Below are 20,591 nucleotides of genomic sequence, written 5' to 3'. Positions count from 1 at the left end.
TGCACAAAATCCAGGTTAATTGCGATCGCTATATCTACCTCTTTGTTGCTTCCAAATTCCTCTGGCTTAAAATCAACAGTTCCCCAACTGAATACACCGAAATGCCAGACCCTCTCAAATTGACACAAGATTAATGACCTTAGATATCACTTATCTACAAATCAAGAATTTCGCAATTGGAGAATCTGCGAGTGTAGCCAAGAATTGCTCCTCATTCCCAGAATCTTGCATTACTACAGGTGCCAGTTATGCCGTTCAAAGTTGAAGTAGTTCCACACAATCTACAGTGGCGAGATGCGTTTGAGGCTGAGTCGCAGCAAGTTGCTGAGGCAATGGGTGAAAATATGGTTGCACTACATCATATTGGTAGCACGGCAATTCCTAATATTTACGCAAAGCCCATTATCGATCTGCTGGTTGAAGTGAAAGACATTTCTCGTGTAGATGAGCAGAGTGCAGCAATGGAGTCACTGGGTTATGAAGTGATGGGTGAATATGGAATTCCCGGTCGGCGATTCTTCCTTAAGAATAGCCAAGCAGGTATCAGAACACATCACATTCATACATTCGAGATTGGTTCAGCACAGGTAAAGCGTCACTTAGCATTTCGAGATTACATGATTGCTCATCCTGACGATGCACAGCAATACAGTAACCTTAAGCGGAAATTAGCCGAGATGTATCCCGATGATATAGAGGGATATATGGACGGGAAAGACGACTTTATCAAAACCATTGACCGAAAAGCAGCAGGGTGGCGTGTGTCTTCAGTAAATGAGTAACAGTGTCCCTATCCAGACTTATATTTTGTTCGCGAGGAGAAACCTCTATGAAATCCCATATTGCGATCGCTGAACTTAGCTATTAGGTATCCAGTAAACCATCTGAGGGTTACGAACATGGCAGAGAAGAAATCTTTGATTTTGCGGCGTCAACAAATTGAAGACAATATGCAAACATTCTCACACCCCTGGAATCCGAAATCCGAAATCTCAGGGACACAAATGGGGCGAGCGCTCGGACTAAAGCGCACCGGAGTCAACTTTGTAAAAGTCCCTCCAGGAAAGGAATCCTTTGTATATCATTCCCACTACCGCGAGGAAGAATGGATTTACATCCTATCGGGCAGCGGAATTGCGGAAATTGACGGCGAAGAATTTGAAGTTGGTGCAGGAGACTTCATGGCATTCCCGACTCCTTCGGTAGCTCATCATTTGAGGAATGCAGGTGAGGAAGACTTAGTTTATCTGGCGGGAGGAGAAAACCTCGATATAGAAATTGCCGATTTCCCGCACCTTGGAAAACGCATGTTTCGCCGTGAAGATGCTATTGAAATCTTTGACCTGTCAGATGCTAAACCGTTTGGAGCATTAGACACCGAATAACGATGAGTTGCGTACTCGAAACAAGTAGATTACAGCTTCGACCCTGCCAGATCGAGGATATTCAACTCATTCACACGCTTTGGACGAGCGATCGCGTCCGGTCTTTCTTATTCGACAACCGGGTAATCTCGTCTGACGAGGCAGAATCTTTCGTTGAGGACAGCATCGCGAACTTTGAACAGCATGGGTACGGACTCTGGCTAATCTTTATGCGCGACCTTGAATATCTTGTTGGCTTTGCTGGCTTCTTGCCTTCAGAGGAAGGGACTCCCAGTTTAATCTACGGAGTTCATCCCGATCGCTGGGGATATGGTTACGCAACAGAAGCAGCTAGCGCTGTATTGGGTTATGCTCTGGACACGCTTTCCCTTCCCAAGGTGAGGGCGGATGTGGACGAACCAAACATTGCGTCTGTGCGGGTGCTTGAGAAGCTAGGGATGAGGCAAACGGGACGGGAAGTCGTCAACGAGCATCCTCTTCTTTACTTTGAAAAATTACGATCGCTTTAAGCAGTGCAGAAATTCATCGCGATCGCAAACTATGAGCTGCAATGTCAGCTTGTCACCCAATCAGGTGAGGTGTTATTTCCGCAATTCCTTGTAGTATGCCTGTAGTGAATTGCAACTTTAATTGCCGGAATTACGCCAATGTAGGCATCTAAGCTAATTTTATGATTACTTTAACAATGCGTCCTTATGCAGGGGAAGCGGATTTAGAAGCGATCGCTCACTTGATCAATTCCTGCGAAGCGGTCGATAAACTCGATGAAGGCATATCTGTATCTGAACTGCGACAGGAATTTAAAGCACCTTCATTAGACAAAGCACGCGATCTTTGCCTCTGGGAAAACTCTGACGGTAAGCTGATTGGCTTCGGACGAATGTGGATTCCCCCTGATGGCGAAATCATCGAAGGCTACATTGGTTTCCACGTCCACCCAAGCGATCGCGGCGTTTATCTGGAAAAACAGATCGTCGCCTGGGGTGAGGAACGGATGCGCGAAGTTAGCAAAGAACGCTGCATGAGTGTTAAGCTGCGCTCCAGCGCTCGCGAAGACCAAGCCGAACGCATCGCTTTCTTAGAAAGTTGCGGTTTCACTGCCGATCGGTACTTTTTCACCATGAGGCGATCGCTGGATGAACCAATACCACAACCGCAGTTTCCAGCAGGTTTCACCATTCGCCAAGTAGAAGTTGAACAAGACGCAGAAGCGTGGGTGGAGATGTTTAACCAGTCGTTTATCGACCATTGGAATCATCACCCTTTAACTGTGGAGATGCTTAAGTATTATCTAAGCGACCGGGATTACAAGCCGGAATTAAACTTGATTGCGATCGCTCCTGATGGGACTTTTGCTGCTTTTTGCCACAGCAGGATCTATACAGAGGAAAATGCACGCAGCGATCGCAACGAAGGCTGGATTGCTGTACTAGGCACGCGGCGCGGCTTCCGTAAGATTGGGCTGGGACGAGCTATGTTACTAAGCGGGATGCAGCGTTTGAAGGCTGCTGGCGTAGAGACAGCCAAGCTTGGCGTCGATGCTCAAAATCCTTCAGGTGCGCTGCAACTCTACGAATCTGTCGGTTATGCCACACTTCACACCCGCATTTTCTACGTCAAGGATGTGTAGTTAGACTCTTGCTTAAAAATCTTGCTGCCGAACTCTTGACAACTTTTGTAGTGTTTATGTAGTATAAAGTAGTGAAGCAAGAGAACGACAAGTTCATACATCATCTTGCTTCCAACTTTAAGGAGGTGTTCAAAATGGTTCACATTCGTTTTGAAGGTCGTTCTTACGACATTGAAGAAAAGCAACTAGGTGTAACGGATGGCATGAACGACAAATCCGTTAAGGAACGCCTTGCACAGCATTTTGATGTTAGAAGCGATCGCTTCCAATCCTACGTTGTCGATCGTCGTCCCAGTGGCGATTTAATTGTGCGCCCAGAAGCAGTTTATGGCTAAATAGTTTTGAATTTTAAATTAATTCAAAACTCAAAAGTCAAAACTCGAAATTATTCCTGCCCCGCGCCCCGACAGAAAAAGCATACACACCATTGATAACGATCCTAAGGTAGTGAAATTCGGGCGACCGAACTAGCGAAGCATTCCAAGTCTCTTGTCAGATGCGGTTTGCGCGTCCACTGCTAAGCAATGTTTAGTAAGAACGGTCGTAAGTTGTAATAAAGCTTTTTCGACTTGCACGGGCGTAACTTTCAAAACTTTTCCCGCGCCCTAATTTGTGAAGCCTACACACATTCCCGTTACGGTCGGGGAGGTAGTGGGTTCGATTCCCACCAGCTGCTCTATTATGCAGCTGTAGCTCAACGGATAGAGCGCCAAGTGATAAACGCTTTGCTAACTTGCGCGGGATTGAAATTCAATTTTTCTGCGAACTGATGTGAAAATCAAGGCACGCGCCCTGATGTAAGAAGCATACAAACTGGTAAGGTTCGGGAAACCGAATTGTAGGTTCGATTCCTACCCTCTCCGCTGCTTGGAGAGGTGTAAAAAAGCTTTTTTAACTTGTGCGTAGCCTCCCATATTTACACTAAATTTTGTGTCGCATCACTTCGTATCCTAACTTAGAAAGCTTACATACTAGCTCTGTGGTAGAGCAATCGACTATTAATCGATAGGTCGGGTTCAACTCCCGTTAACTATAGCTTTCTTAACTTGTACGAAGTGACAATTCTTTCCAAAACAGATTGCAAACTAAAGAGTGCGTTTTATGGATACTCAGCTTTAAATTTTGTGTTCCGCGCCCTAACCTGAAAAGCATACACACATCCGCCTGATAAGCGGGAGATGTAGGTTCAATTCCTACCGCTGCCATGATTTGGCAGTGTAGAGTAACGGTAACTCTCCAGTGAATCGCTTTTTTAACTTGTGCGGAACACCCATTATTTTTAAAGCGGCAAAATCGCTTCGCGCCCTAATAGATAAAGCTTACATACTAGCTCAGTTGGTTAGAGCACTTGACTCATAATCGAGCCGTGACGGGTTCAATTCCCGTGTATACCCAAACAGCTTTTTCGACTTGCGCGGAGCGATTTAAATACTACTAAGTTTATTGTTATTTTTAATATTTACTGGAGGTGTTTCTAATGTTATGTAGTTCTTCCCTAATTACAGCAAACTTAGCCATAACTGAATGGCAATTCATCAAAATCAATAGATATTTAGGGACGATACTAAGTAATGAGCGAACACCGTTTGGGAGAAATTGTCATTGAACGTCCTCGTGGAGGCATGAGGATAAGTGTAAAAAAGCTTAAAGGTTATAAAAAAGCTCTGCAAAAGATTACTCATGAAGCAAGTGAAGATGGGTTGCTAAGCCCTTATTTAATCAAGACAAGAAAACGCACAAAGCACTTTTCAGACCATCTAGGTCCATTACGTCGCTGGTTGCGTTCTAAAGTAGGCGAATCTTGGGATAATGTTTACAGCGAACTATGCCAGCAGCTTGAAACGAGAACGTTATCAGGACAACATATTCTCTCCCATGTATGGGGTTTTGTGGAAAAGGATGTTGAACTAATTGATGGAGTTCCTTATTCTACTAAATCGTGCAAGTATTTACCCAGAAATCCGCTGAATTATTGGAGAGAGCAACTTTATATCCATCCCGACACTAAAGTTCTCTGCCTAGCGAAGAAAGCACCCAACAAACCTCCCGAAAAGCTAGACAATCTAGTAGTTGTTAATGACCGCCTAGAATACCATAGAATTAACAATTTGTGGTATGCAATAAAGCTTCAAAATACACCACCAACAAAGCCAGTAACAGATATTGTCTTAAAAGAAATTGCTGACGGTTGGAGTGTACGGGAGAAGCAAGGTAGAAGAATCTACAGAAAAAGTTACGCTGTCGATAAACGTCAGTGTAACAAGAAGGAAATAAAGTTCATTATGCAGCAGCTTGCAAATAGTTAAACTTCTCATTCCGCGCCCTGATAGAAAAAGCTTACATACTAGCCGAATTGGTACAGGCGCTTGATTTAAGCTCAAGATTATGCAGGTTCAACCCCTGCGTATGAAACAACAGCTTTCTCGACTTGCGTGGAATGATAATATTTCATTTTTTATTATGAGGAGGAGTATAAAGATGTCTGTAAAAACAATTAAGATTTTAGAGCAATTAAAATCTTTAACACTAACCGAAGCGGCAGAATTAGTTAAGCAAGTTGAAGATACTTTTCGAGTTGATGCTTCGCCTCGCCAGCGGACAAGTATTATTGAAATAATCGAGGAAAAAGGTGAAGAGCTTTCTGTACAAACTGAGTTTGATGTAGTTCTGGAGGAAGTTCCTGCTGATAAGAAGATTGCAATCCTCAAAGTTGTACGGACTTTGACTAATTTGGATCTGAAGTCAGCAAAAGATTTTGTTGAGTCAGCGCCGAAAGTGGTGAAAGAAGCGATCGCACTCTCCGACGCAGAAGAAATCAAGCAACAGCTAGAAGCAGCAGGCGCTAAAGTTTCTCTCAAGTAGTTTGCACTCTCGCAGTTGTGAAATATCAGTCACTCAGTGAGATAGAAAGTCTAATTGCGGCATTCGAGAATTGCACCTTGCCACGAGACGAGTGGAATGATCGCGCACATTTAACAGTTGCACTATGGTATCTCACTCGTTACTCGAAGGCAGAAGCGACGAATTGCATACGCGATCGCATCCAGCGTTACAACTTGGCTAATCGGATTAAAACTACTAAAAACAGTGGCTATCACGAAACGATGACACTGTTTTGGATTCGGATTGTTAGTCACTATCTATCGGTTGCAGCTCGAACTCGCTCTATCGTATATCTTGCCAACGAACTTATCGATAGTTACGCAGATAAAAATCTTCCTCTGACATACTACAACCGCGATCGCTTTAATGTCTTGGCAAGCTCGGATAAGTTGGACTGAACCGGATTTGAAACCTTTAGATTAGCAGGGATGACAGTCTCTTGCTTGGCAAATTATAATGGCAGTTGTCGCCGCGCCCCAACAGAAAAAGCTTACATACCCTTTTAAGGTAAAAAAACAGCTTTCTCGACTTGCGCGGCAGCAATTAACTTGCGTGCGACACCTGCCTCCTCAACGCTTCAAATGAAATGGAGGTAGTTGCAATGAATACACTAGAACGCGACTTGCGTTTAGAAATGCTCAACAGTCTGCTGACTACGCCACACCGGGAACTCGGTAAGGTAGCAGAAGTGCATAAGATGATGGTCGAACTTGACCCCATCTTTTACGGACACCTGGCTGTATGGTATCAGCGTCAGGGTGATGTGCGCGACCACAAGGAAGTTTTTGTCGGCAATTTGCTGACCAGCAGCTTGAACGAACATCGGGGCGCGGGTTTCATGATGTTACAAGAGTTTCCGCCTTACCAGGTGGCGCGGATTGTAGACTTTATGAAGCAGCATCAGCAAAAGTTGCCGCGTTCGGCGCGGACTGCGGTGCGGCGTTATTTGCAGGAACGGGAGAAGAATCCTGCATTTTTCGATCGCGCAGCGGTGCGGGGACGCAAGGCGATGAAGCATCTTTATGCAAGTTTGCACATACGCCCTAGCGATCGCGCTAACGCCGTACTATTCAAAGATGTACCACCTGAAGATAGTCTTGCGTTTGCACTCAAGCAGCTTGCAAAAGCAGAGACACCACAAGCACAAGCACAACTGATTGCAGAACACAAAATTCCCTACACTGTCGCCATTGGTGCGGTGAAGGAAGTAACGCCAGAAGTGCTGATGGCGCTAGTTAACGCCATGTCACCGCAGGAGGTAATTAACAACCTTAAGTCACTCCAAGCGCGAGGTGCGATGGAGAACGCTGAGGTGAAGGTGTTGATTGATGCAAAACTGGCAGAAGCTGCAACAAGCGATCGCGTGTCTGCATTCAAGGCGATGAAAGCGGCGGGTGTCGCCAATGTCGATGATGCAACTGTGGCGCAGCTAGAGCAAGTTGTCAACGAACAGGTGAAAAAGCGGGGTAAGATTACTAAGTCTACTGCCTTGTTTGTAGACAAAAGCAGCAGCATGACTGAAGCGCTGGAAGTCGGAAAGCAAATTGCAGCTTTGATTTCTGGCATCAGCGAAGGTAACTTATTTGTTTATGCCTTCGACACCAAAGCTGTTGAAGTAAAAGCACAAGGTAAAGCGCTGTCAGATTGGGAGAAAGCTTTCCAGAAATTGTTTCCGGATGGTTGCACTAGCATTGGTGCATCACTGGAAAAGATGCGGCAAAACAAACAGTCGGCAGAACAAATCATCATCGTTACCGATGAAGGCGAAAACAACGCTCCTTTCTTCAACACAGTTTATCCCCAATACTGCGAAGAATTGAAGGTAGTGCCGAATGTAATTATTGTCAAAGTTGGCAATCATAGCAACCACTTAGAAAAGCAGTTGCAACAGTCTCAAGTATCGCTGGAGACATTCACTTTCGCTGGTGATTACTACTCTCTGCCAAACTTGGTGCCATTGTTGTCTCGTCCATCTCGCCTTGAATTGTTGATGGAAATTCTAGAGACACCGTTACCAGTGCGAGTTGATAACTAGATAGGTTCACTTGTGGCTAAATCGAAGCATAGAAAGCCTAACCTCTAACCCCTTCCTCTTGTAAGAAAGGGGAAGAAAAAAGCCCCTCTCCTGCAAGGCGAGGGGTTGGGGAGAGGTCAAAAAAATTATTAGTGAAGGAGGAATCAAACATGGTGGCAATAACTGCAAAAACTGTCCACGAACTGCGCGTGAAAACAGGTGCAGGCATGATGAATTGTAAGAAGGCGCTGGATGAAACCAATGGCGATATGACCAAAGCGATCGCATGGTTGCGCCAAAAAAGTATGAGTAGAACCTGCGGCGTCAGCCATCGTATTTCCGCAGAAGGAATTATTGACAGCTACATTCATACTGGCGGTAAAGTTGGCGTACTAGTAGAAGTAAACTGCGAAACTGATTTTGTAAGTCGCAGCGAAGTATTTCAAACCCTGGTGCGAAACATCGCCATGCAAATTGCCGCTTGTCCGAATGTGGAGTATGTAAAGGTAGCAGACATTCCGGCTGAAATTGTTGCGAAAGAAACAGAAATCGAAAGGGGACGCGATGACTTGGCTAGCAAACCAGCAAACATCAAAGAAAAAATTCTTCAAGGGCGAATTGAAAAACGCCTGAAAGAAATGTCTTTGATGGATCAGCCTTACATTCGCGACCAAAGTATCGTGGTGGAAGAACTGGTGAAGCAAAGCGTAGCTCAACTGCGTGAAAATATCCAAGTGCGTCGTTTTGTCCGCTTTGAGTTAAGTGAAGGCATTGAAAAGCCTGAAAGCAACTTTGCCGAAGAAGTCGCTGCACAAATGGGCGGCAGGGAATAAAGGCTTGGCGAATAGAATTCGCGGCTACACAAACAAAGTCCGCCTGCGCGGACTATCGGAAAATTGAGAATATTGAAACCCGCGCACCATCCGGGTTTAGTCTGTGTAGCTGCGGTTTCAACCGCCCAGGCAACTCGATTTGTCTTGCTGGAGAAGAAACCCAAATTGCGATCGCTCGGAATGGTGAATGGGGATTCAAAAAATGGAAATTGAGGGGCTGAAAGTTTTTAGGTGGACATAACTTACTTGGAAAGCGATCGCGCTTAGAGTTGTTGATGGAGATTCTGGAGACAACGCTGCCAGTAAGGGATGTGAGATAGAGGTACCTCAGTTGTCGTAAGGTGCGGTCTAACAATAACAAACTCGTTTGCTAGGCTATAGGTTGTTGTCTAGATCAATGGCTAGGCAACAACTTCATATTTTAATTACTGTCATTCAATGAGCAGAAGCAAGCCTGACCCCAGAAAAATAATTTCTGACAGTCCAAACCGTCGTCCCTACGGAGCAAAGGTTGGAATTGTCTTGGGTGAAACAGATGAGTCTGGCTTCGATGGAGAGGCTTCCCTGCTGCTTAACGATAAGGAGTCCATTGTCCGCATAGTGCCGTTAAAGGAGGAAAAGGACGAGAGCCAGTTTAGGGGGAGGAGAAAAACTGCCAAAAAGCTGGATGTCTACGTAGAGGGATTTGCAACTGCGGGTGAAGCTGAACAGAAGGGTTTAAAGCTCTCACTAGCTCTTCTCTGGGCAGCGATTTCAAGGAAGCATCCACTCCTGCTGGATTATCACACTCCATTGCCTTGTATGGTCTTTGATCGAACCCAACAGGGCAGAGGCGGATCGGGGTTCATGATGAGTGTAAGTTTCAGAGTAGTCATGAGCAGCAGTAGTATGGTGGAGCGTATTAACGAAATATTTTCGGCTGACCTTGAGGTTGACCGACAACTCTTGGTATCTATGGAGTTGTTTGCATCAGCAAGGTTGGAAACGACAGAGCGTTCCCGATTTGTTGGACTTGTCTCTTCTCTCGAACCGCTAGCTAAACGCAATCGTTACCCCAACCCAGAACTTCAGGATTTAATTGGCAGTTTCGTCGAACAGTTAAGCAACACAGCCTCTATTCCTGACAATATTAGAGCGTCAGTCCAAGGTCGGATTCGGGAGCTAGAGCGCGAATCGATTTCTCAAGCCATCAAACGCCTTGTGAAGGAGCATCTTCCTGAAAATCCAGATGCTGTTTCTATGATTGACGAAGCTTATAACATTCGTAGCAAGATTTTACATGAGGGAGCATCTGATGCCGACTTAGATCGCAAGAGCCAGGAGATAGAAGACATCATTAGGCAAATCTATTCCCGTATTCTCAAGCACGATTTATTCGTTCCGCCTAACCAATAACTTTTCTTACCTATTTGATAACTATCTCACCAGAAAGCCCTGGCGAATGTAATTCGCGGCTACACAAACGAAGTCTGCCTTCGCGGACTATCAGAAAATTGAGGATATTGAAACCGGCGGAGGCGGGTTTAGCCTGTGTAGCTGCGTTTTCAACCGCCCAACCTAAAATAAATTATTTAGGAATCAATTCCCAAGAAGAAATAGTTGATTTCTGTCGGTGGTGAATCGCCTGGTTTCGGATGTAATCAGCAACTTTATCGATAGCATCATGGCTCACAGTAAAAGCCCCGTAGCTGCCTTGCCATTTAAAGAATTCACCAGGTTTAATTTCGTGAGTAATTAGATGAGAAGAACTACCTTTAATTTGTTTAACTAAATCAGATACAGCCAGAGTAGATGGGAAACTCGTCAAAAGATGGACATGATTTTCAATACCACCAACAGCGATCGCTGTGCATCCGAGTTGTTTGCACTGTCTAACAATGGCTGCATAGATTACCTTTTGGATATCCGGCGTAATTAGAGGCAATCTATCCCAAGTAGCCCAAACACAATGGAGATACAACTGTGTGAAATTCGACCTCATTTTCCCTCAACCTAAATATGCAAATTTTTCAACCACGATTATCGCATTTAGTCCGCGAAGGCGGACTTCGTTTGTGTAGCTGCGAATTCCATTCGCCAGGTAATTTTTTAACTAGAAGGAGTGAGACTAATTATGACAAAAGCTCTCAATCATGTTGATGTGTGCTTTGTAATTGATACAACTGGCAGTATGGGTAGTTTCATCCAAGAAGCAAAACAACAATTGCTGGATACAATTCGTTTGTTGTCAGCTGACAGTGACATCGATTTGCAAGTCGGTTTAGTAGAATACCGCGATCACCCTCCACAAGACACGACTTTTGTAACTCGCATCTATCCGCTAACTGCAAAGTTGCAGGAGATGCAGAAGAACATTAACAAACTAGAAGCGAATGGGGGTGGAGATCATCCGGAAGCTGTTTATGATGGTGTTCAGGATGCGGCTAACCAGATGAAGTGGAGACGCAACAGTTGTCGCTTTATTCTGTTGGTGGGTGATGCACCGCCACACGGTTTTCACGCAGATCGAGACAGCGATGGCTTCACGCATACCGATCCGGCGCGATATCCTAATGGTTTAACGGTGCAGTCGGTAACGGCGGCGGCGGAAAATCAGCGGGTAACGGTTCATGCACTGTGCATGGGAAGCGATCGCGCTACGTTGCAGTCGTTTACCGCGATCGCAACTGGCACGAGTGGACAATGTGCCTCTGTCCGCGATGCTAAAGATGTTATCAGTCAGATGGTAGCTATGCTAACTAGCGAATTCCGTAACTTGGAATTTGACGGTAAAGTATTAGATACGGTACAGCGTCTTGGTTCTCTAGATATCAGCGCTACTGCTGAAACTCTCGCTTGTCCAAGACTGCAAGTTGCATCTGCGATCGCACGACTTGGAAAGCGTGGTTTTTTGGATGCATTAATTGTCTAGGTAATGCTTGCGTGCCCTAACTTTTAGGGCATACATACTGTTTACGAGAGGATAAGTATCCGTGGCTTCGACTCGATCGAAGCAGCGAACGTGGGAGGAAGGGGCGAAGAACCTGGGAGGTAAGCGATTAAGTAGCTATCCTTTAAATAGTGTGTAATAACTAACCAGCGGAGTTCCTTTTCGATTGCGATCGCTTTGCTCTATTAACTTGCACGCAAGCAATCCCTAATATATATAATTAATGGCGAAACAACGACTTGACACCTTATTAGTAGAACTTGATTTATGCACCTCCCGGCAGTTAGCACAACGGCTAATACGTGCCGGTGAAGTAATGGTTAATCAGCAAGTCATTGATAAGCCGGGAACTGAGGTAGAAACCGAGGCGCAAATTAAAATTAAAGAGCGATCGCGTTTTGTTTCCAGAGGCGGTGAAAAACTCTCCAAAGCACTTGAAGAATTTGGCATTTCCGTACAAGATCGAATTTGCTTAGATGGCGGAATTTCTACTGGCGGATTCACCGATTGTTTGCTGCAAGCTGGGGCAAAAAAAGTTTATGGCGTTGATGTCGGTTACGGACAAGCCGACTGGAAATTACGCAATGATGCGCGGGTAGTGTTGAAAGAACGGACTAATCTGCGCTATCTCACCCCAGAGGAATTGTACGGTGATGAACCGCCAGCAGATTTAACAGTTGTAGATGTTTCGTTTATTTCCCTAACCAAAATTCTCGATGCTTTGTGGAAATTGACACAGCCTCCTAGAGAAGCGGTATTGCTAGTAAAGCCGCAGTTTGAAGTTGGGCGATCGCGTGTTGGTAAAAAAGGTGTGGTGCGAGATCCTGACGATCAAGCAGATGCTATTTTCCAAGTGTTACTAGCCGCGCAACCGTTGGGATGGCAATATCGCGGCTTAAGTTGGTCGCCAGTGACCGGGCCTGCTGGTAATATCGAGTATCTGTTGTGGTTGGATGTGGATAGCGCCACACCACCGCCGAGTTTGCAAGCCATTAAACAGATTACCGAAGCCGCTGCATCTCACTTTCGGGATAATCTTAAATCGTAAATTTTTCTGTCAGTTTTGATACCGTTTAGCTCTATTCAGGTCAAATTGAGACAGAAGCAAGCCTTAAAAGTAGAGGGTCAAAGCATGAGTACCCAAGACCAAGCACGGGAATTGATGGCGCAGCACCGTCACCACGACGAACACTTACACGAGTCTATGCGAAGCCGTGCAGAGGCTGAGGTACATCAAACCCATCCTGCTGACGCCCATACCCAAGAACAGGCGCGGGAATTGATGTCGCAGCACCGTCACCACGACGAACACTTACAAGAGTCCATGCGAAGCCGTGCAGAATCAGAATTAGGCGCTGCCGATCGTACTGCTGATTCTTCCCAAGTACAATCTTGATCTGAATTTAAAAGTCGAATCAGACTGAGAACTTCTCCTGCACCCCTTCCCTCACAGGGAAGGGGTTGGGGGTTAGGTTTTGCGTTCATCTATTTGCTTGGAGATTTGCTTTGAGATGTTCCGCCGAATTGCAACAATTCCTGCCGCAAGCGATAAAGAATTGTATTCGGTTCTACCTGATTGAGAATCTCTTGAATGACGGTATTCGCTCCCAACTGTCCCCAGGTGCAGCCTTGTTCTAGATACACCTGCGCCGCCCGACCGACTGCATAAGCTCCATATCCGGCGATACCAGCCTGGGCGATCGCTGCACCGCCATAAGCCGTAATATTCGTTGGACTCTCCCCAGCGCCAATCGCCGCCGCACTCTTGCCCAACCCGAAAACTAAACTACTGCCGAATTCACCCAGCAGCAAGCCGCCTGAACTAAACACAATGGTTTTCCAAAGCTTTCCAACTTCATAACCAGTCATCGGCAACCCATACAGCCGCGACAAGGAGCGAATCAGCGCCAAATCCGCCACCGTTCCTGCCAAGACATCCAAAACAGCAATCGGATTGAGTGCAACTGCGATCGCTTTGTATCTCACATAGCTCCAAATTAGCTGCTCCGCCTCAGTTTCACGAGCCGCCACCACCTTCTGAGCAATGCTTTCTTCAGCTTCTCGCGCCTGAACTAAGGCATTGAGCGCTAAAAGCGATCGCCCTTCTCGATTCAGAATCCCCAAAATCTTCTGCTTCAACTCATCCACCTGCGGCGGCGGCGTCTCCCATTCCTGCGTGACGCGACCATCGGGCCACTCTACTCGCACCTCTAGGGGTGCAGGTTCCGCCGCCACCATCACAATTTCATCTTCTTGTAAAGCGGAGAGCGATCGCGTCTCTCTGCTTCCAGCACCCAGAATCTGCAACTGTTGATAAATCGCTTGTCGGTCTTGCTCCGGATACAAATCAATCTTGTTAAATACTAAAAGCAAAGGCTTCTGGCTCAGGCGCAATTCGCACAGTGCCTGATACTCGGTTCGCGTGATATCACCCGCCACCACAAACAAAATCAGGTCAGATTGACGCGCTACTTCCCGCGCCATTTCTGCTCGCGCTTGCCCCTGAATTTCATCCAATCCAGGCGTATCAATCAATTCCACCTGCACCTTACCCGCCGCGTTAGGCGTCCAGCGCACGGAACGGGGCCACTGAGTCACCCCATTCAGCGGCCCAGTTTGCAGAATTTTCTGCCCCACTAAGGCATTTAACACTGCTGATTTGCCGCGACTGACTAAACCAAAAGCGGCTATCCGAATCACACCCTGGTCTAACTTATCAAGCGTAGACTTTAAAAAATCCAGTTCAGTTTGCAGCGCTGCGGTTGCTTCTAATTTTGAAGGGTGCCGTTGGCTGCGAGAGTGGGAATACCAAGACAGCGCTTGCCGCAGACTGGCACGAGCGCGATTGAAGTGAGTTTCTTGCAGAGTGCTGCGTGCAGAGGATGTGTGACCCCCAACAGCGGCATTGGTTTGGGATAATTGAGGATGGCTCAAGGCTAGATTAGAAGAAGCTACAGATCCATTTTCGCTCGATATCTCATTGCGATCGCTTGATTGCACTCTACCTGAAATGAAAAATCCACTTCTTTGTTCTCTTTTCCTAACCACCTGCCTGGTGGGTGGCGCTCCCATCATTAATGCAGTGCAAGCTGAGCAACCGATTTTACTTGCTCAGTCAGTATGGAAGCCATTCTCTTCAACAAGAGGAGGCTTCACCGTGTTGATGCCCAGTACACCCAACCAAAGTCAGCAAACGCTTCAGACTAAAGGTGGGCCAATTAAAGTGCAACTCTTCCAGGCTTTCCGACCAAATCAAGCCGGTTATGTAGTTGGTTATTCCGAGCTTCCGGCTAATCTGATCAAGACTCAGCGTGATGTCAACGATTTTTTAGCTGGGGCAATTTATGGATTTACAAATAGTTCAAAAGGGAAGCTTTTAAGCCAACGGAATATTACTTTAGCAAATTCTCCGGGAAGGGAATTCAAAGTACAACTATCCCAAGGAGTAATCATTAAAAGCAGATTTTATTTGGTAGACCGGAGACGATTTTATCAAGTTTTCGTAGTAACAGATAGAGAACAAGATCTAGTTAAAAGTATTGATGGATTTTTGACTTCTTTCAAACTTACTAAAAATCCATCGGCAGCCCGAAACGTCCCCAAGGAAAACCTCAACGCCTCTTTACAAAAGGCAGTCTGCGCTCAAAATTGGACGCAAGCGATCAAAGTAATCGATCGAATGAGAAAAGTTGTCCGCGATCCAAACACTCAAAGTCAGTTAGTAGCCTATCGACAGCAATTACAAGGTTTGGCAAATTCTGATGTACCCGTTCCTGCCTCAGTTCTTACTGGTTGCACCGCGGCTCAGTCAGCAAAATAAACACGCTACAGCGATCGCAATCCGATTGTAGTTGTGAGCTAATGGTTCGGATACCCGACTTCGTAAGAGTTGTTGGGTATCTCGCCTTCAAGAATCATTTAGGATTGCGATCGCACTGCATTCTCTATTTTCAGTTTGCGATCAATTCACGGGTACTCTCGCAGCTAGGACGAGCCAGAAGTCTAGGATATGGCTCCGAAGCAAATTCTTGGTCGGGGTTGCTTAATAAATAGCGATCGCATACTCCAAATAGTTCCGCTTCAGTCTGGGATAGGCGCATATCTTTTAAGAAAGATCCAGCGGCATCCACACTCTGACCGATGTAATTTAGATACATCTTCATATAGCTAACCCGCGCTTTCTCCGGTACTGTCCATGCTGTCATCGTTCGACGCAGTAGCTCAATGTAACCGCGAACTTCACCCAGCGTTACGATAGAAACAGGTTGACCGCTCAGGTATTGGCGAATTTGCTTAAAAATCCAGGGATTTCGGATCGCAGCGCGACCAACCATTACCCCGGCTGCTCCTGTCGTGTCTAGAACCGTTGCTGCTGTTGCGGCAGATGTCACGTTCCCGTTGGCTAAAACTGGGCAATTCACCCGTTGTACGGCATGGGCAAGCAGATCGTAATGCACGTTGCCATAATACATTTCTTTGACAGTACGACCGTGCAAGCTCAGCAAATCAATTTTGTGCAAATTAATCAAGTCGAGGATACGATCGAAATTAGCGGTATCTTCAAAGCCAATTCGCATTTTGACGGTCAAAAGCCCATCGACTGCCCCCCTCAACTCGCCAAGGATCTGGCTAATCTTTTCAGGATCGCGTAACAGTCCTCCACCCACGTTTTTGCGATAAATTCTTGGTGCAGGACATCCCATATTCAGGTCGATACCCGCGACTGGATAGCGACTTAGTTCTTTCGCAATGCGTACAAGATCGGAAACGCTCTCACCAATAAGCTGAGCAAAGACGGGGCGTCCGGTGGAGTTCTCTGTAATTGATCTGAGGATGTTTTTATCTAAACCCGAACTCGTGTGGACGCGAAAATACTCAGTAAAGAAATAATCAGGACTGCCATAGTTAGCGATCGCGCTCATGAACAGCAGATCCGTCACATCCTGCATGGGAGCAAGCGCCGTTAATTTCAGTCCCGGATACATAGGAGGCGGAAGTAGAGCGGATTGTGACATTTGCGCGGTCGGTTGATGTTGGATAAAAAATTATTTTTTGTTGCGATCGACAAACTTCTTGTCACTCGGACTAAAAAGCTTGAAAGCTTGTAGAATCCCAACTTGGATTTAGATAATCATCCTTTTCAGATCGTCCCATACAGCGACTTATTATTTTAGCTTTAAAAAGATGTCATTTCAATAGGTAATGGTTACTGCCTGTACCTTTTAAAATGACGAAGATTTGTTAATAGAAACAAATATCTTTTATTCTAAAATTATTCAACACCAATTAATCAATTCATTCTAATTAACGCCAGTTACTCAAAAATTATAACCAACTCCAATTAAAAGTCCGACATCAGCATTGCGATTAGTGGGGAAGCCTGCATTTGCCCGTACCGTGCCCGTTAAGTCTCTTGATAACGGAACATCAACGCCGCCAGAAATAAGTGGACTGATATTCAGACCATCGGCAATCCTGAGCATGACTCCTCCACCCAGGAAAGGGGAGATAATAGTTTGTCCAGATGCACCGCGAATGGGAAACTCACCAGTCAGGGCAATCATCGAAGTTGCAGTGCGATCGCCAAATATGATTGTGGCATCGTGCAAAGACAGGTTGTCCGTAAATCCGACCTTGGTCAGAATCGCTAGACCTCCCGTTCCTAGGGCAGTCGTATCACCCGCTAGTCCGATAGCACCTCCAACACCGATATAGCTGCGCCGGGGACGAGATTCTGGTTCGGGATTGACCTGAGCTTTCAGCGGTGCATTTGTTTGTGAAGGAACTGCATCTGATTGCTGCAAAACACCTTTAAAAGTAGCATCAGGGGTTGACAGTGAACCTGCTGACTGGGCGTAGGATTGCGCTGGCTCTAAGACAGCGGAGCTAACTAAGCAGACAAGACTCAGTTTTAGAAAACTTACAAAAGGTTGCAACATCATTTTTTTACTCATGATTGATTATAGGCGTTGCTCAAAGAGGAATGCTTTCCTGAGCAAAATGGAACAATTAACGTGTCCACCCCTTTTCCGAAATGAAGTGTCCAGACTGTAACGCTGCCGAGGTGTCAAAGAACAGTCATCGTAAAGTCGAATCATGTGGGCGCGATCGCGTGTTTGTTGAGAAACTGTTGTCGCTTCTCGCAACTCAAAGAGCGTCAGATATCCCACGTCCATCTAGTCTAAGCGTTTGTTAGGCATTCAAAAGCCTGGGATTGCTGGTTTTATAACTCAATCTAGTCTACGAGGTGACTTGATTGCACTAAAAGGAGAGTGGCGATGCTATCCATAAATAAGGGAATAGCCTGATGCTGTGTTCTGGTATAGGATTCTCAAGTATTATCCTCACCAATAGCTTAACGGTATAACTATTTATTCAACTGCACGAAGAGGTTTAACACGCTTATGGGGAAGGGAAACTGGAACCGATGAACGTCTTTATAGCATTCGGTTTTCAAAGTGAAACTTCCTTCGCTCCGGTACCTAACTTATTAGTTGATTTCCTGACTGCTCATCGTACAAATACCGTGATACTTGCAGCCTAACTATATGTTATGCAGCAACAACAGCATAGCGCAGCACTTCTAAAACCTCAATGGGATCGCAACCATACAAACCTGCTCCCCAGGCTGCATTTTGCTCAACAACTGCCCATCCTCTTCCTCGAATCACACCTACGTCAATTACTGTTGCCTGAAGAATCTCTACCCTTTCATCTGATAGTAGAGTTTCGATGAACTCCCGAACCTCACATTCCTCCTCTTCTGTATGTACAAAATCATTCTCTCGCTGTAACTCTCCATCCCGGAGATAGACTGAGAATGTTTTCAGGGAGCGATTCAAAATAAAACAACGGAACTCCTTTTTCCACTCCACAATTTCCGCTATTAGCACTGGCATCTCATCGGGATAATCGCTTGGCAATTCCTTACCTTGATAAACGCGGGCAGGGAAACTTTTGTCGTTTGGCGGTTTGATAAAAGCTGCTTTTTCTATGCTCCGTGCTTCACCGAGGGTACTGAGATAAACCCAACGCTTCCGATATTCTTCAGGTAAATTGGATAACCAATCATCTGGTGCGTCAAGTAAGCGAAGTCCAAGTTGCTCCGCTATCATCTCTGTCATCAATGCTTCCACATACAAGACTGGTTCGGGTACAAGTTTTAATTCATCAGGTAGCCGCCAGTTCATTAGTCGCTCGACTCGCCAACCCAGACGATTAGCTGCACGCCATAAAGCCTGAGAATCGTCAGTGTAGCGTGGAGTCAAAATCAGAGTTGGCATCAGTTACAAAGTCTTTAAATGCTAGCAGGCAATTTCTAATTATAAGCAAGCCACCGGGGAGGTACTGCCCCTCCTACCTCTGCCTTATCAGCACAGTGCCTCACTTCTTGGCTTCCAGTGCTTCATGTAATGAAGTAGCGTCCTCAGCACATATCCATAAATACGAGTACTGCCATCTTTCCATCCCACATGACAAGCTGATAGCGATCGCATCCTAGGAACGCTAATAGCAAACCTCATCTTGACGGATATGCAAAGCAGAAGTATATGTTGGGTTTCCTTGCGTTAACTCAAGCTATGGCGATGAGCGATCGCATTGCACCAGGATCTTTTGTCAATCTGCTCCAATATGTTGTTAAGGCACTGTCTCGACTGCATTACGGAATGCTTCAACGGCAAACGGCAATTCTCCCATGACAAACGCTAGCTCCTCAGGATTGGCAACAAGAAAGCCGAGATTATCAAGGTAAGCCAAGCACAGGAACACCTGCTTGAGGTTTGTGTAATCAGCAGGCAATGGTTTGACGGTTTCGTAACCCTGTAAAAAGGCTTTTCGTTGTTGCTCGTCAAGTTCCATAAGCGCTAAAGCAAGGTCATAAAGGTAAAAGCCGAAACCACAACGGTCAAAGTCAATGATGCAAACCTTTTCGTCACAGAGTAAGTAGTTACCAGAATGAAAGTCGGCATGAATAACACCAAAACTGTCTTGCTTGCGTTCCAAATGAGCAAAATAAGTGATTATGTGACTGGCATTGACCTTCAAACTGTTCAGGTCACTTTTATCTAATTCGGTGTTGCTTAAAGCCGTATACAACACCTCTAAACGCCCACTAAAATGGGCTTCATTAAACGTTTGGCGTTTGAAGCCTTCAGGTAGCTCAAACTGTTGCGAGTGTATGTGAAGTTGTGCCATCAGAGAGCCTACTTTTGCAAGCTGATCATCGGTCAAAATGTCCACAGTAGGTGAAATTTTCCCTTCTACCCAGGACATGAGCGTACACAGCGTTTCTGGCTTGCTATCAGCAGGTACGCCTGTGACTAGCTCTCCGTTTAAATTAACAATAGGTTTAGGGAGTACCAAGGTCGTTTCGCTTTGCAAACTGCTTAACCAAGCTAGTTCTGAAGATATAGCAACTCGGTCATGATATGCAGATGTGTGCAGACGTAGTACATAGGATTTATCGTCAGCATCTACTTTAAAGTTAGTGTTACTTGCTCCGCCTAAGCGAGTTAGTTGAGCATTTTCTAAACCATAGTTACAAAGTGCTTCAATTGCAAGGTGTAAAAACGTTTTGTCATTCATCATCTATGGTTGTTCATCATCCAATGAATCGACTGGAATGAAACAGACAAATTCCCATCGTTAGTATATGTACCTCAGCACCAGCCTATCGAGACTGGTGTTTTGCTCTTTAGCTATCTCCGACCGTTGCTTTTTTACTTCAAGGTCTAGCTTGATGCTGAGTATCATCTTGGTTGTCATCCCAAAAGGATACTCTGGCTAGAGTAGCTAATGAATAATCAGCAGCTCTGAGAAACTTGTGTCAGCCGTCTTGAACCTAAAACTCAACACCAAAATCTATATCAGTTAGTCCACCGGGGAGGTACTGCCCCTCCTACAGCAATGTTGTAAG

The 20,591-nt window shown here is 45.6% G+C and carries 23 protein-coding genes and 2 tRNA genes; 18 read left to right on the top strand and 7 right to left on the bottom strand.

Features of this window, described 5'->3' with window-relative positions; genetic code table 11:
* Positions 1–248: 248 nt before the first annotated feature.
* From NDA06_RS05470 to NDA06_RS05405, 14 genes are all read left to right on the top strand, one after another.
* Positions 249–782 carry a GrpB family protein gene (locus tag NDA06_RS05470; RefSeq protein WP_190985000.1) on the top strand — a complete coding sequence of 178 codons (534 nt, stop codon included), beginning with the start codon at positions 249–251 and terminating at the stop codon, positions 780–782.
* A 117-nt stretch (positions 783–899) separates the two neighbouring features.
* On the top strand, positions 900–1,385 hold the full coding sequence (locus tag NDA06_RS05465) for a cupin domain-containing protein (protein WP_190984999.1): 486 nt from the start codon (positions 900–902) through the stop codon (positions 1,383–1,385).
* Between the two features lie 2 nt (positions 1,386–1,387).
* Positions 1,388–1,894, top strand: coding sequence for a GNAT family N-acetyltransferase (locus tag NDA06_RS05460; RefSeq protein ID WP_190688033.1), 507 nt, complete (start codon positions 1,388–1,390; stop codon positions 1,892–1,894).
* 161 nt (positions 1,895–2,055) lie between these two features.
* Positions 2,056–3,015, top strand: coding sequence for a GNAT family N-acetyltransferase (locus tag NDA06_RS05455; RefSeq protein WP_190528349.1), 960 nt, complete (start codon positions 2,056–2,058; stop codon positions 3,013–3,015).
* A gap of 134 nt (positions 3,016–3,149) precedes the next feature.
* Positions 3,150–3,350 (top strand): hypothetical protein, encoded by a 201-nt coding sequence (locus tag NDA06_RS05450; protein ID WP_190428392.1) that lies wholly within the window; start codon positions 3,150–3,152, stop codon positions 3,348–3,350.
* A 989-nt stretch (positions 3,351–4,339) separates the two neighbouring features.
* Positions 4,340–4,410: transfer RNA gene (locus NDA06_RS05445), tRNA-Ile, on the top strand.
* A 176-nt stretch (positions 4,411–4,586) separates the two neighbouring features.
* Positions 4,587–5,321, top strand: a complete 735-nt coding sequence (locus NDA06_RS05440) for a hypothetical protein (protein WP_190984998.1) — start codon at positions 4,587–4,589, stop codon at positions 5,319–5,321.
* 31 nt (positions 5,322–5,352) lie between these two features.
* Positions 5,353–5,427, top strand: a tRNA-Leu gene (locus NDA06_RS05435).
* Between the two features lie 66 nt (positions 5,428–5,493).
* The gene (gene rplL, locus NDA06_RS05430) at positions 5,494–5,877 is read left to right on the top strand and encodes a 50S ribosomal protein L7/L12 (RefSeq protein ID WP_190985038.1); all 384 of its coding nucleotides are present in this window, start codon (positions 5,494–5,496) and stop codon (positions 5,875–5,877) included.
* A 17-nt stretch (positions 5,878–5,894) separates the two neighbouring features.
* A complete protein-coding gene (locus NDA06_RS05425) occupies positions 5,895–6,296 on the top strand; it encodes a hypothetical protein (protein ID WP_199323997.1) in 402 nt (133 codons plus the stop codon).
* Positions 6,297–6,499: 203 nt separating this feature from the next.
* Positions 6,500–7,933: a hypothetical protein gene (locus NDA06_RS05420; RefSeq protein ID WP_190984997.1), complete on the top strand. Its 1,434-nt coding sequence runs from the start codon at positions 6,500–6,502 to the stop codon at positions 7,931–7,933.
* A gap of 149 nt (positions 7,934–8,082) precedes the next feature.
* Complete coding sequence (gene tsf, locus NDA06_RS05415) at positions 8,083–8,745, top strand: translation elongation factor Ts (protein ID WP_190984996.1); 663 nt, start codon at positions 8,083–8,085, stop codon at positions 8,743–8,745.
* Positions 8,746–8,817: 72 nt separating this feature from the next.
* Entirely contained in the window at positions 8,818–8,958 is a 141-nt protein-coding gene (locus NDA06_RS05410; RefSeq protein ID WP_190428377.1) for a hypothetical protein, read from the top strand.
* A 225-nt stretch (positions 8,959–9,183) separates the two neighbouring features.
* Positions 9,184–10,140: a HEPN domain-containing protein gene (locus NDA06_RS05405; RefSeq protein ID WP_190984995.1), complete on the top strand. Its 957-nt coding sequence runs from the start codon at positions 9,184–9,186 to the stop codon at positions 10,138–10,140.
* A 172-nt stretch (positions 10,141–10,312) separates the two neighbouring features.
* On the opposite strand, the gene tnpA is transcribed toward NDA06_RS05405, so the two are convergent.
* A complete protein-coding gene (tnpA, locus tag NDA06_RS05400) occupies positions 10,313–10,726 on the bottom strand; it encodes an IS200/IS605 family transposase (protein ID WP_190984994.1) in 414 nt (137 codons plus the stop codon).
* A 132-nt stretch (positions 10,727–10,858) separates the two neighbouring features.
* On the opposite strand from tnpA, the gene NDA06_RS05395 reads away from it, so the two are divergent.
* The 3 genes from NDA06_RS05395 (at position 10,859) to NDA06_RS05385 (ending at position 13,070) form a co-directional block, all read left to right on the top strand.
* Entirely contained in the window at positions 10,859–11,656 is a 798-nt protein-coding gene (locus tag NDA06_RS05395) for a vWA domain-containing protein (RefSeq protein WP_190984993.1), read from the top strand.
* 241 nt (positions 11,657–11,897) lie between these two features.
* Positions 11,898–12,722, top strand: a complete 825-nt coding sequence (locus tag NDA06_RS05390; RefSeq protein ID WP_190984992.1) for a TlyA family RNA methyltransferase — start codon at positions 11,898–11,900, stop codon at positions 12,720–12,722.
* An 84-nt stretch (positions 12,723–12,806) separates the two neighbouring features.
* Positions 12,807–13,070, top strand: coding sequence for a hypothetical protein (locus NDA06_RS05385; protein ID WP_190984991.1), 264 nt, complete (start codon positions 12,807–12,809; stop codon positions 13,068–13,070).
* 89 nt (positions 13,071–13,159) lie between these two features.
* Here the strand turns inward: NDA06_RS05385 and NDA06_RS05380 are convergent, their stop codons facing one another.
* Entirely contained in the window at positions 13,160–14,539 is a 1,380-nt protein-coding gene (locus NDA06_RS05380; protein WP_242047379.1) for a GTP-binding protein, read from the bottom strand.
* A gap of 145 nt (positions 14,540–14,684) precedes the next feature.
* On the opposite strand from NDA06_RS05380, the gene NDA06_RS05375 reads away from it, so the two are divergent.
* A complete protein-coding gene (locus NDA06_RS05375; RefSeq protein ID WP_190428173.1) occupies positions 14,685–15,494 on the top strand; it encodes a hypothetical protein in 810 nt (269 codons plus the stop codon).
* Between the two features lie 130 nt (positions 15,495–15,624).
* Here NDA06_RS05375 and NDA06_RS05370 read toward each other — a convergent pair whose 3' ends face one another.
* The 5 genes from NDA06_RS05370 to NDA06_RS05350 all read right to left on the bottom strand — a co-directional run bounded on the left by NDA06_RS05370 (position 15,625) and on the right by NDA06_RS05350 (position 20,263).
* Positions 15,625–16,689, bottom strand: coding sequence for a tRNA-dihydrouridine synthase family protein (locus NDA06_RS05370; RefSeq protein ID WP_190984990.1), 1,065 nt, complete (start codon positions 16,687–16,689; stop codon positions 15,625–15,627).
* 303 nt (positions 16,690–16,992) lie between these two features.
* Positions 16,993–17,628: a hypothetical protein gene (locus NDA06_RS05365; protein ID WP_206755342.1), complete on the bottom strand. Its 636-nt coding sequence runs from the start codon at positions 17,626–17,628 to the stop codon at positions 16,993–16,995.
* Positions 17,629–17,634: 6 nt separating this feature from the next.
* Positions 17,635–17,850 (bottom strand): hypothetical protein, encoded by a 216-nt coding sequence (locus NDA06_RS05360; protein ID WP_190984988.1) that lies wholly within the window; start codon positions 17,848–17,850, stop codon positions 17,635–17,637.
* Between the two features lie 375 nt (positions 17,851–18,225).
* On the bottom strand, positions 18,226–18,957 hold the full coding sequence (locus NDA06_RS05355) for an ATP-grasp domain-containing protein (RefSeq protein ID WP_190984987.1): 732 nt from the start codon (positions 18,955–18,957) through the stop codon (positions 18,226–18,228).
* A gap of 355 nt (positions 18,958–19,312) precedes the next feature.
* A complete protein-coding gene (locus NDA06_RS05350; protein ID WP_190984986.1) occupies positions 19,313–20,263 on the bottom strand; it encodes a phosphotransferase in 951 nt (316 codons plus the stop codon).
* Positions 20,264–20,591 lie beyond the last annotated feature (328 nt).

Origin of the sequence: Trichocoleus sp. ST-U1 (assembly GCF_039961835.1) — a bacterium.
GTDB lineage: Bacteria > Cyanobacteriota > Cyanobacteriia > Cyanobacteriales > FACHB-T130 > FACHB-T130.
This window is presented reverse-complemented; position numbering and strand designations above follow the sequence as displayed.

Excerpts from the sequence above, each read along its gene's own strand:
- NDA06_RS05470 (WP_190985000.1), top strand. The coding sequence starts at position 249 with ATGCCGTTCAAAGTTGAAGTAGTTCCACACAATCTACAGTGGCGAGAT.
- NDA06_RS05465 (WP_190984999.1), top strand. The coding sequence starts at position 900 with ATGGCAGAGAAGAAATCTTTGATTTTGCGGCGTCAACAAATTGAAGAC.
- NDA06_RS05460 (WP_190688033.1), top strand. The coding sequence starts at position 1,388 with ATGAGTTGCGTACTCGAAACAAGTAGATTACAGCTTCGACCCTGCCAG.
- NDA06_RS05455 (WP_190528349.1), top strand. The coding sequence starts at position 2,056 with ATGATTACTTTAACAATGCGTCCTTATGCAGGGGAAGCGGATTTAGAA.
- NDA06_RS05450 (WP_190428392.1), top strand. The coding sequence starts at position 3,150 with ATGGTTCACATTCGTTTTGAAGGTCGTTCTTACGACATTGAAGAAAAG.
- NDA06_RS05440 (WP_190984998.1), top strand. The coding sequence starts at position 4,587 with ATGAGCGAACACCGTTTGGGAGAAATTGTCATTGAACGTCCTCGTGGA.
- rplL (WP_190985038.1), top strand. The coding sequence starts at position 5,494 with ATGTCTGTAAAAACAATTAAGATTTTAGAGCAATTAAAATCTTTAACA.
- NDA06_RS05420 (WP_190984997.1), top strand. The coding sequence starts at position 6,500 with ATGAATACACTAGAACGCGACTTGCGTTTAGAAATGCTCAACAGTCTG.
- tsf (WP_190984996.1), top strand. The coding sequence starts at position 8,083 with ATGGTGGCAATAACTGCAAAAACTGTCCACGAACTGCGCGTGAAAACA.
- NDA06_RS05405 (WP_190984995.1), top strand. The coding sequence starts at position 9,184 with ATGAGCAGAAGCAAGCCTGACCCCAGAAAAATAATTTCTGACAGTCCA.
- tnpA (WP_190984994.1), bottom strand. The coding sequence starts at position 10,726 with ATGAGGTCGAATTTCACACAGTTGTATCTCCATTGTGTTTGGGCTACT.
- NDA06_RS05395 (WP_190984993.1), top strand. The coding sequence starts at position 10,859 with ATGACAAAAGCTCTCAATCATGTTGATGTGTGCTTTGTAATTGATACA.
- NDA06_RS05390 (WP_190984992.1), top strand. The coding sequence starts at position 11,898 with ATGGCGAAACAACGACTTGACACCTTATTAGTAGAACTTGATTTATGC.
- NDA06_RS05385 (WP_190984991.1), top strand. The coding sequence starts at position 12,807 with ATGAGTACCCAAGACCAAGCACGGGAATTGATGGCGCAGCACCGTCAC.
- NDA06_RS05375 (WP_190428173.1), top strand. The coding sequence starts at position 14,685 with ATGAAAAATCCACTTCTTTGTTCTCTTTTCCTAACCACCTGCCTGGTG.
- NDA06_RS05370 (WP_190984990.1), bottom strand. The coding sequence starts at position 16,689 with ATGTCACAATCCGCTCTACTTCCGCCTCCTATGTATCCGGGACTGAAA.
- NDA06_RS05365 (WP_206755342.1), bottom strand. The coding sequence starts at position 17,628 with ATGAGTAAAAAAATGATGTTGCAACCTTTTGTAAGTTTTCTAAAACTG.
- NDA06_RS05360 (WP_190984988.1), bottom strand. The coding sequence starts at position 17,850 with ATGGACGTGGGATATCTGACGCTCTTTGAGTTGCGAGAAGCGACAACA.
- NDA06_RS05355 (WP_190984987.1), bottom strand. The coding sequence starts at position 18,957 with ATGCCAACTCTGATTTTGACTCCACGCTACACTGACGATTCTCAGGCT.
- NDA06_RS05350 (WP_190984986.1), bottom strand. The coding sequence starts at position 20,263 with ATGATGAATGACAAAACGTTTTTACACCTTGCAATTGAAGCACTTTGT.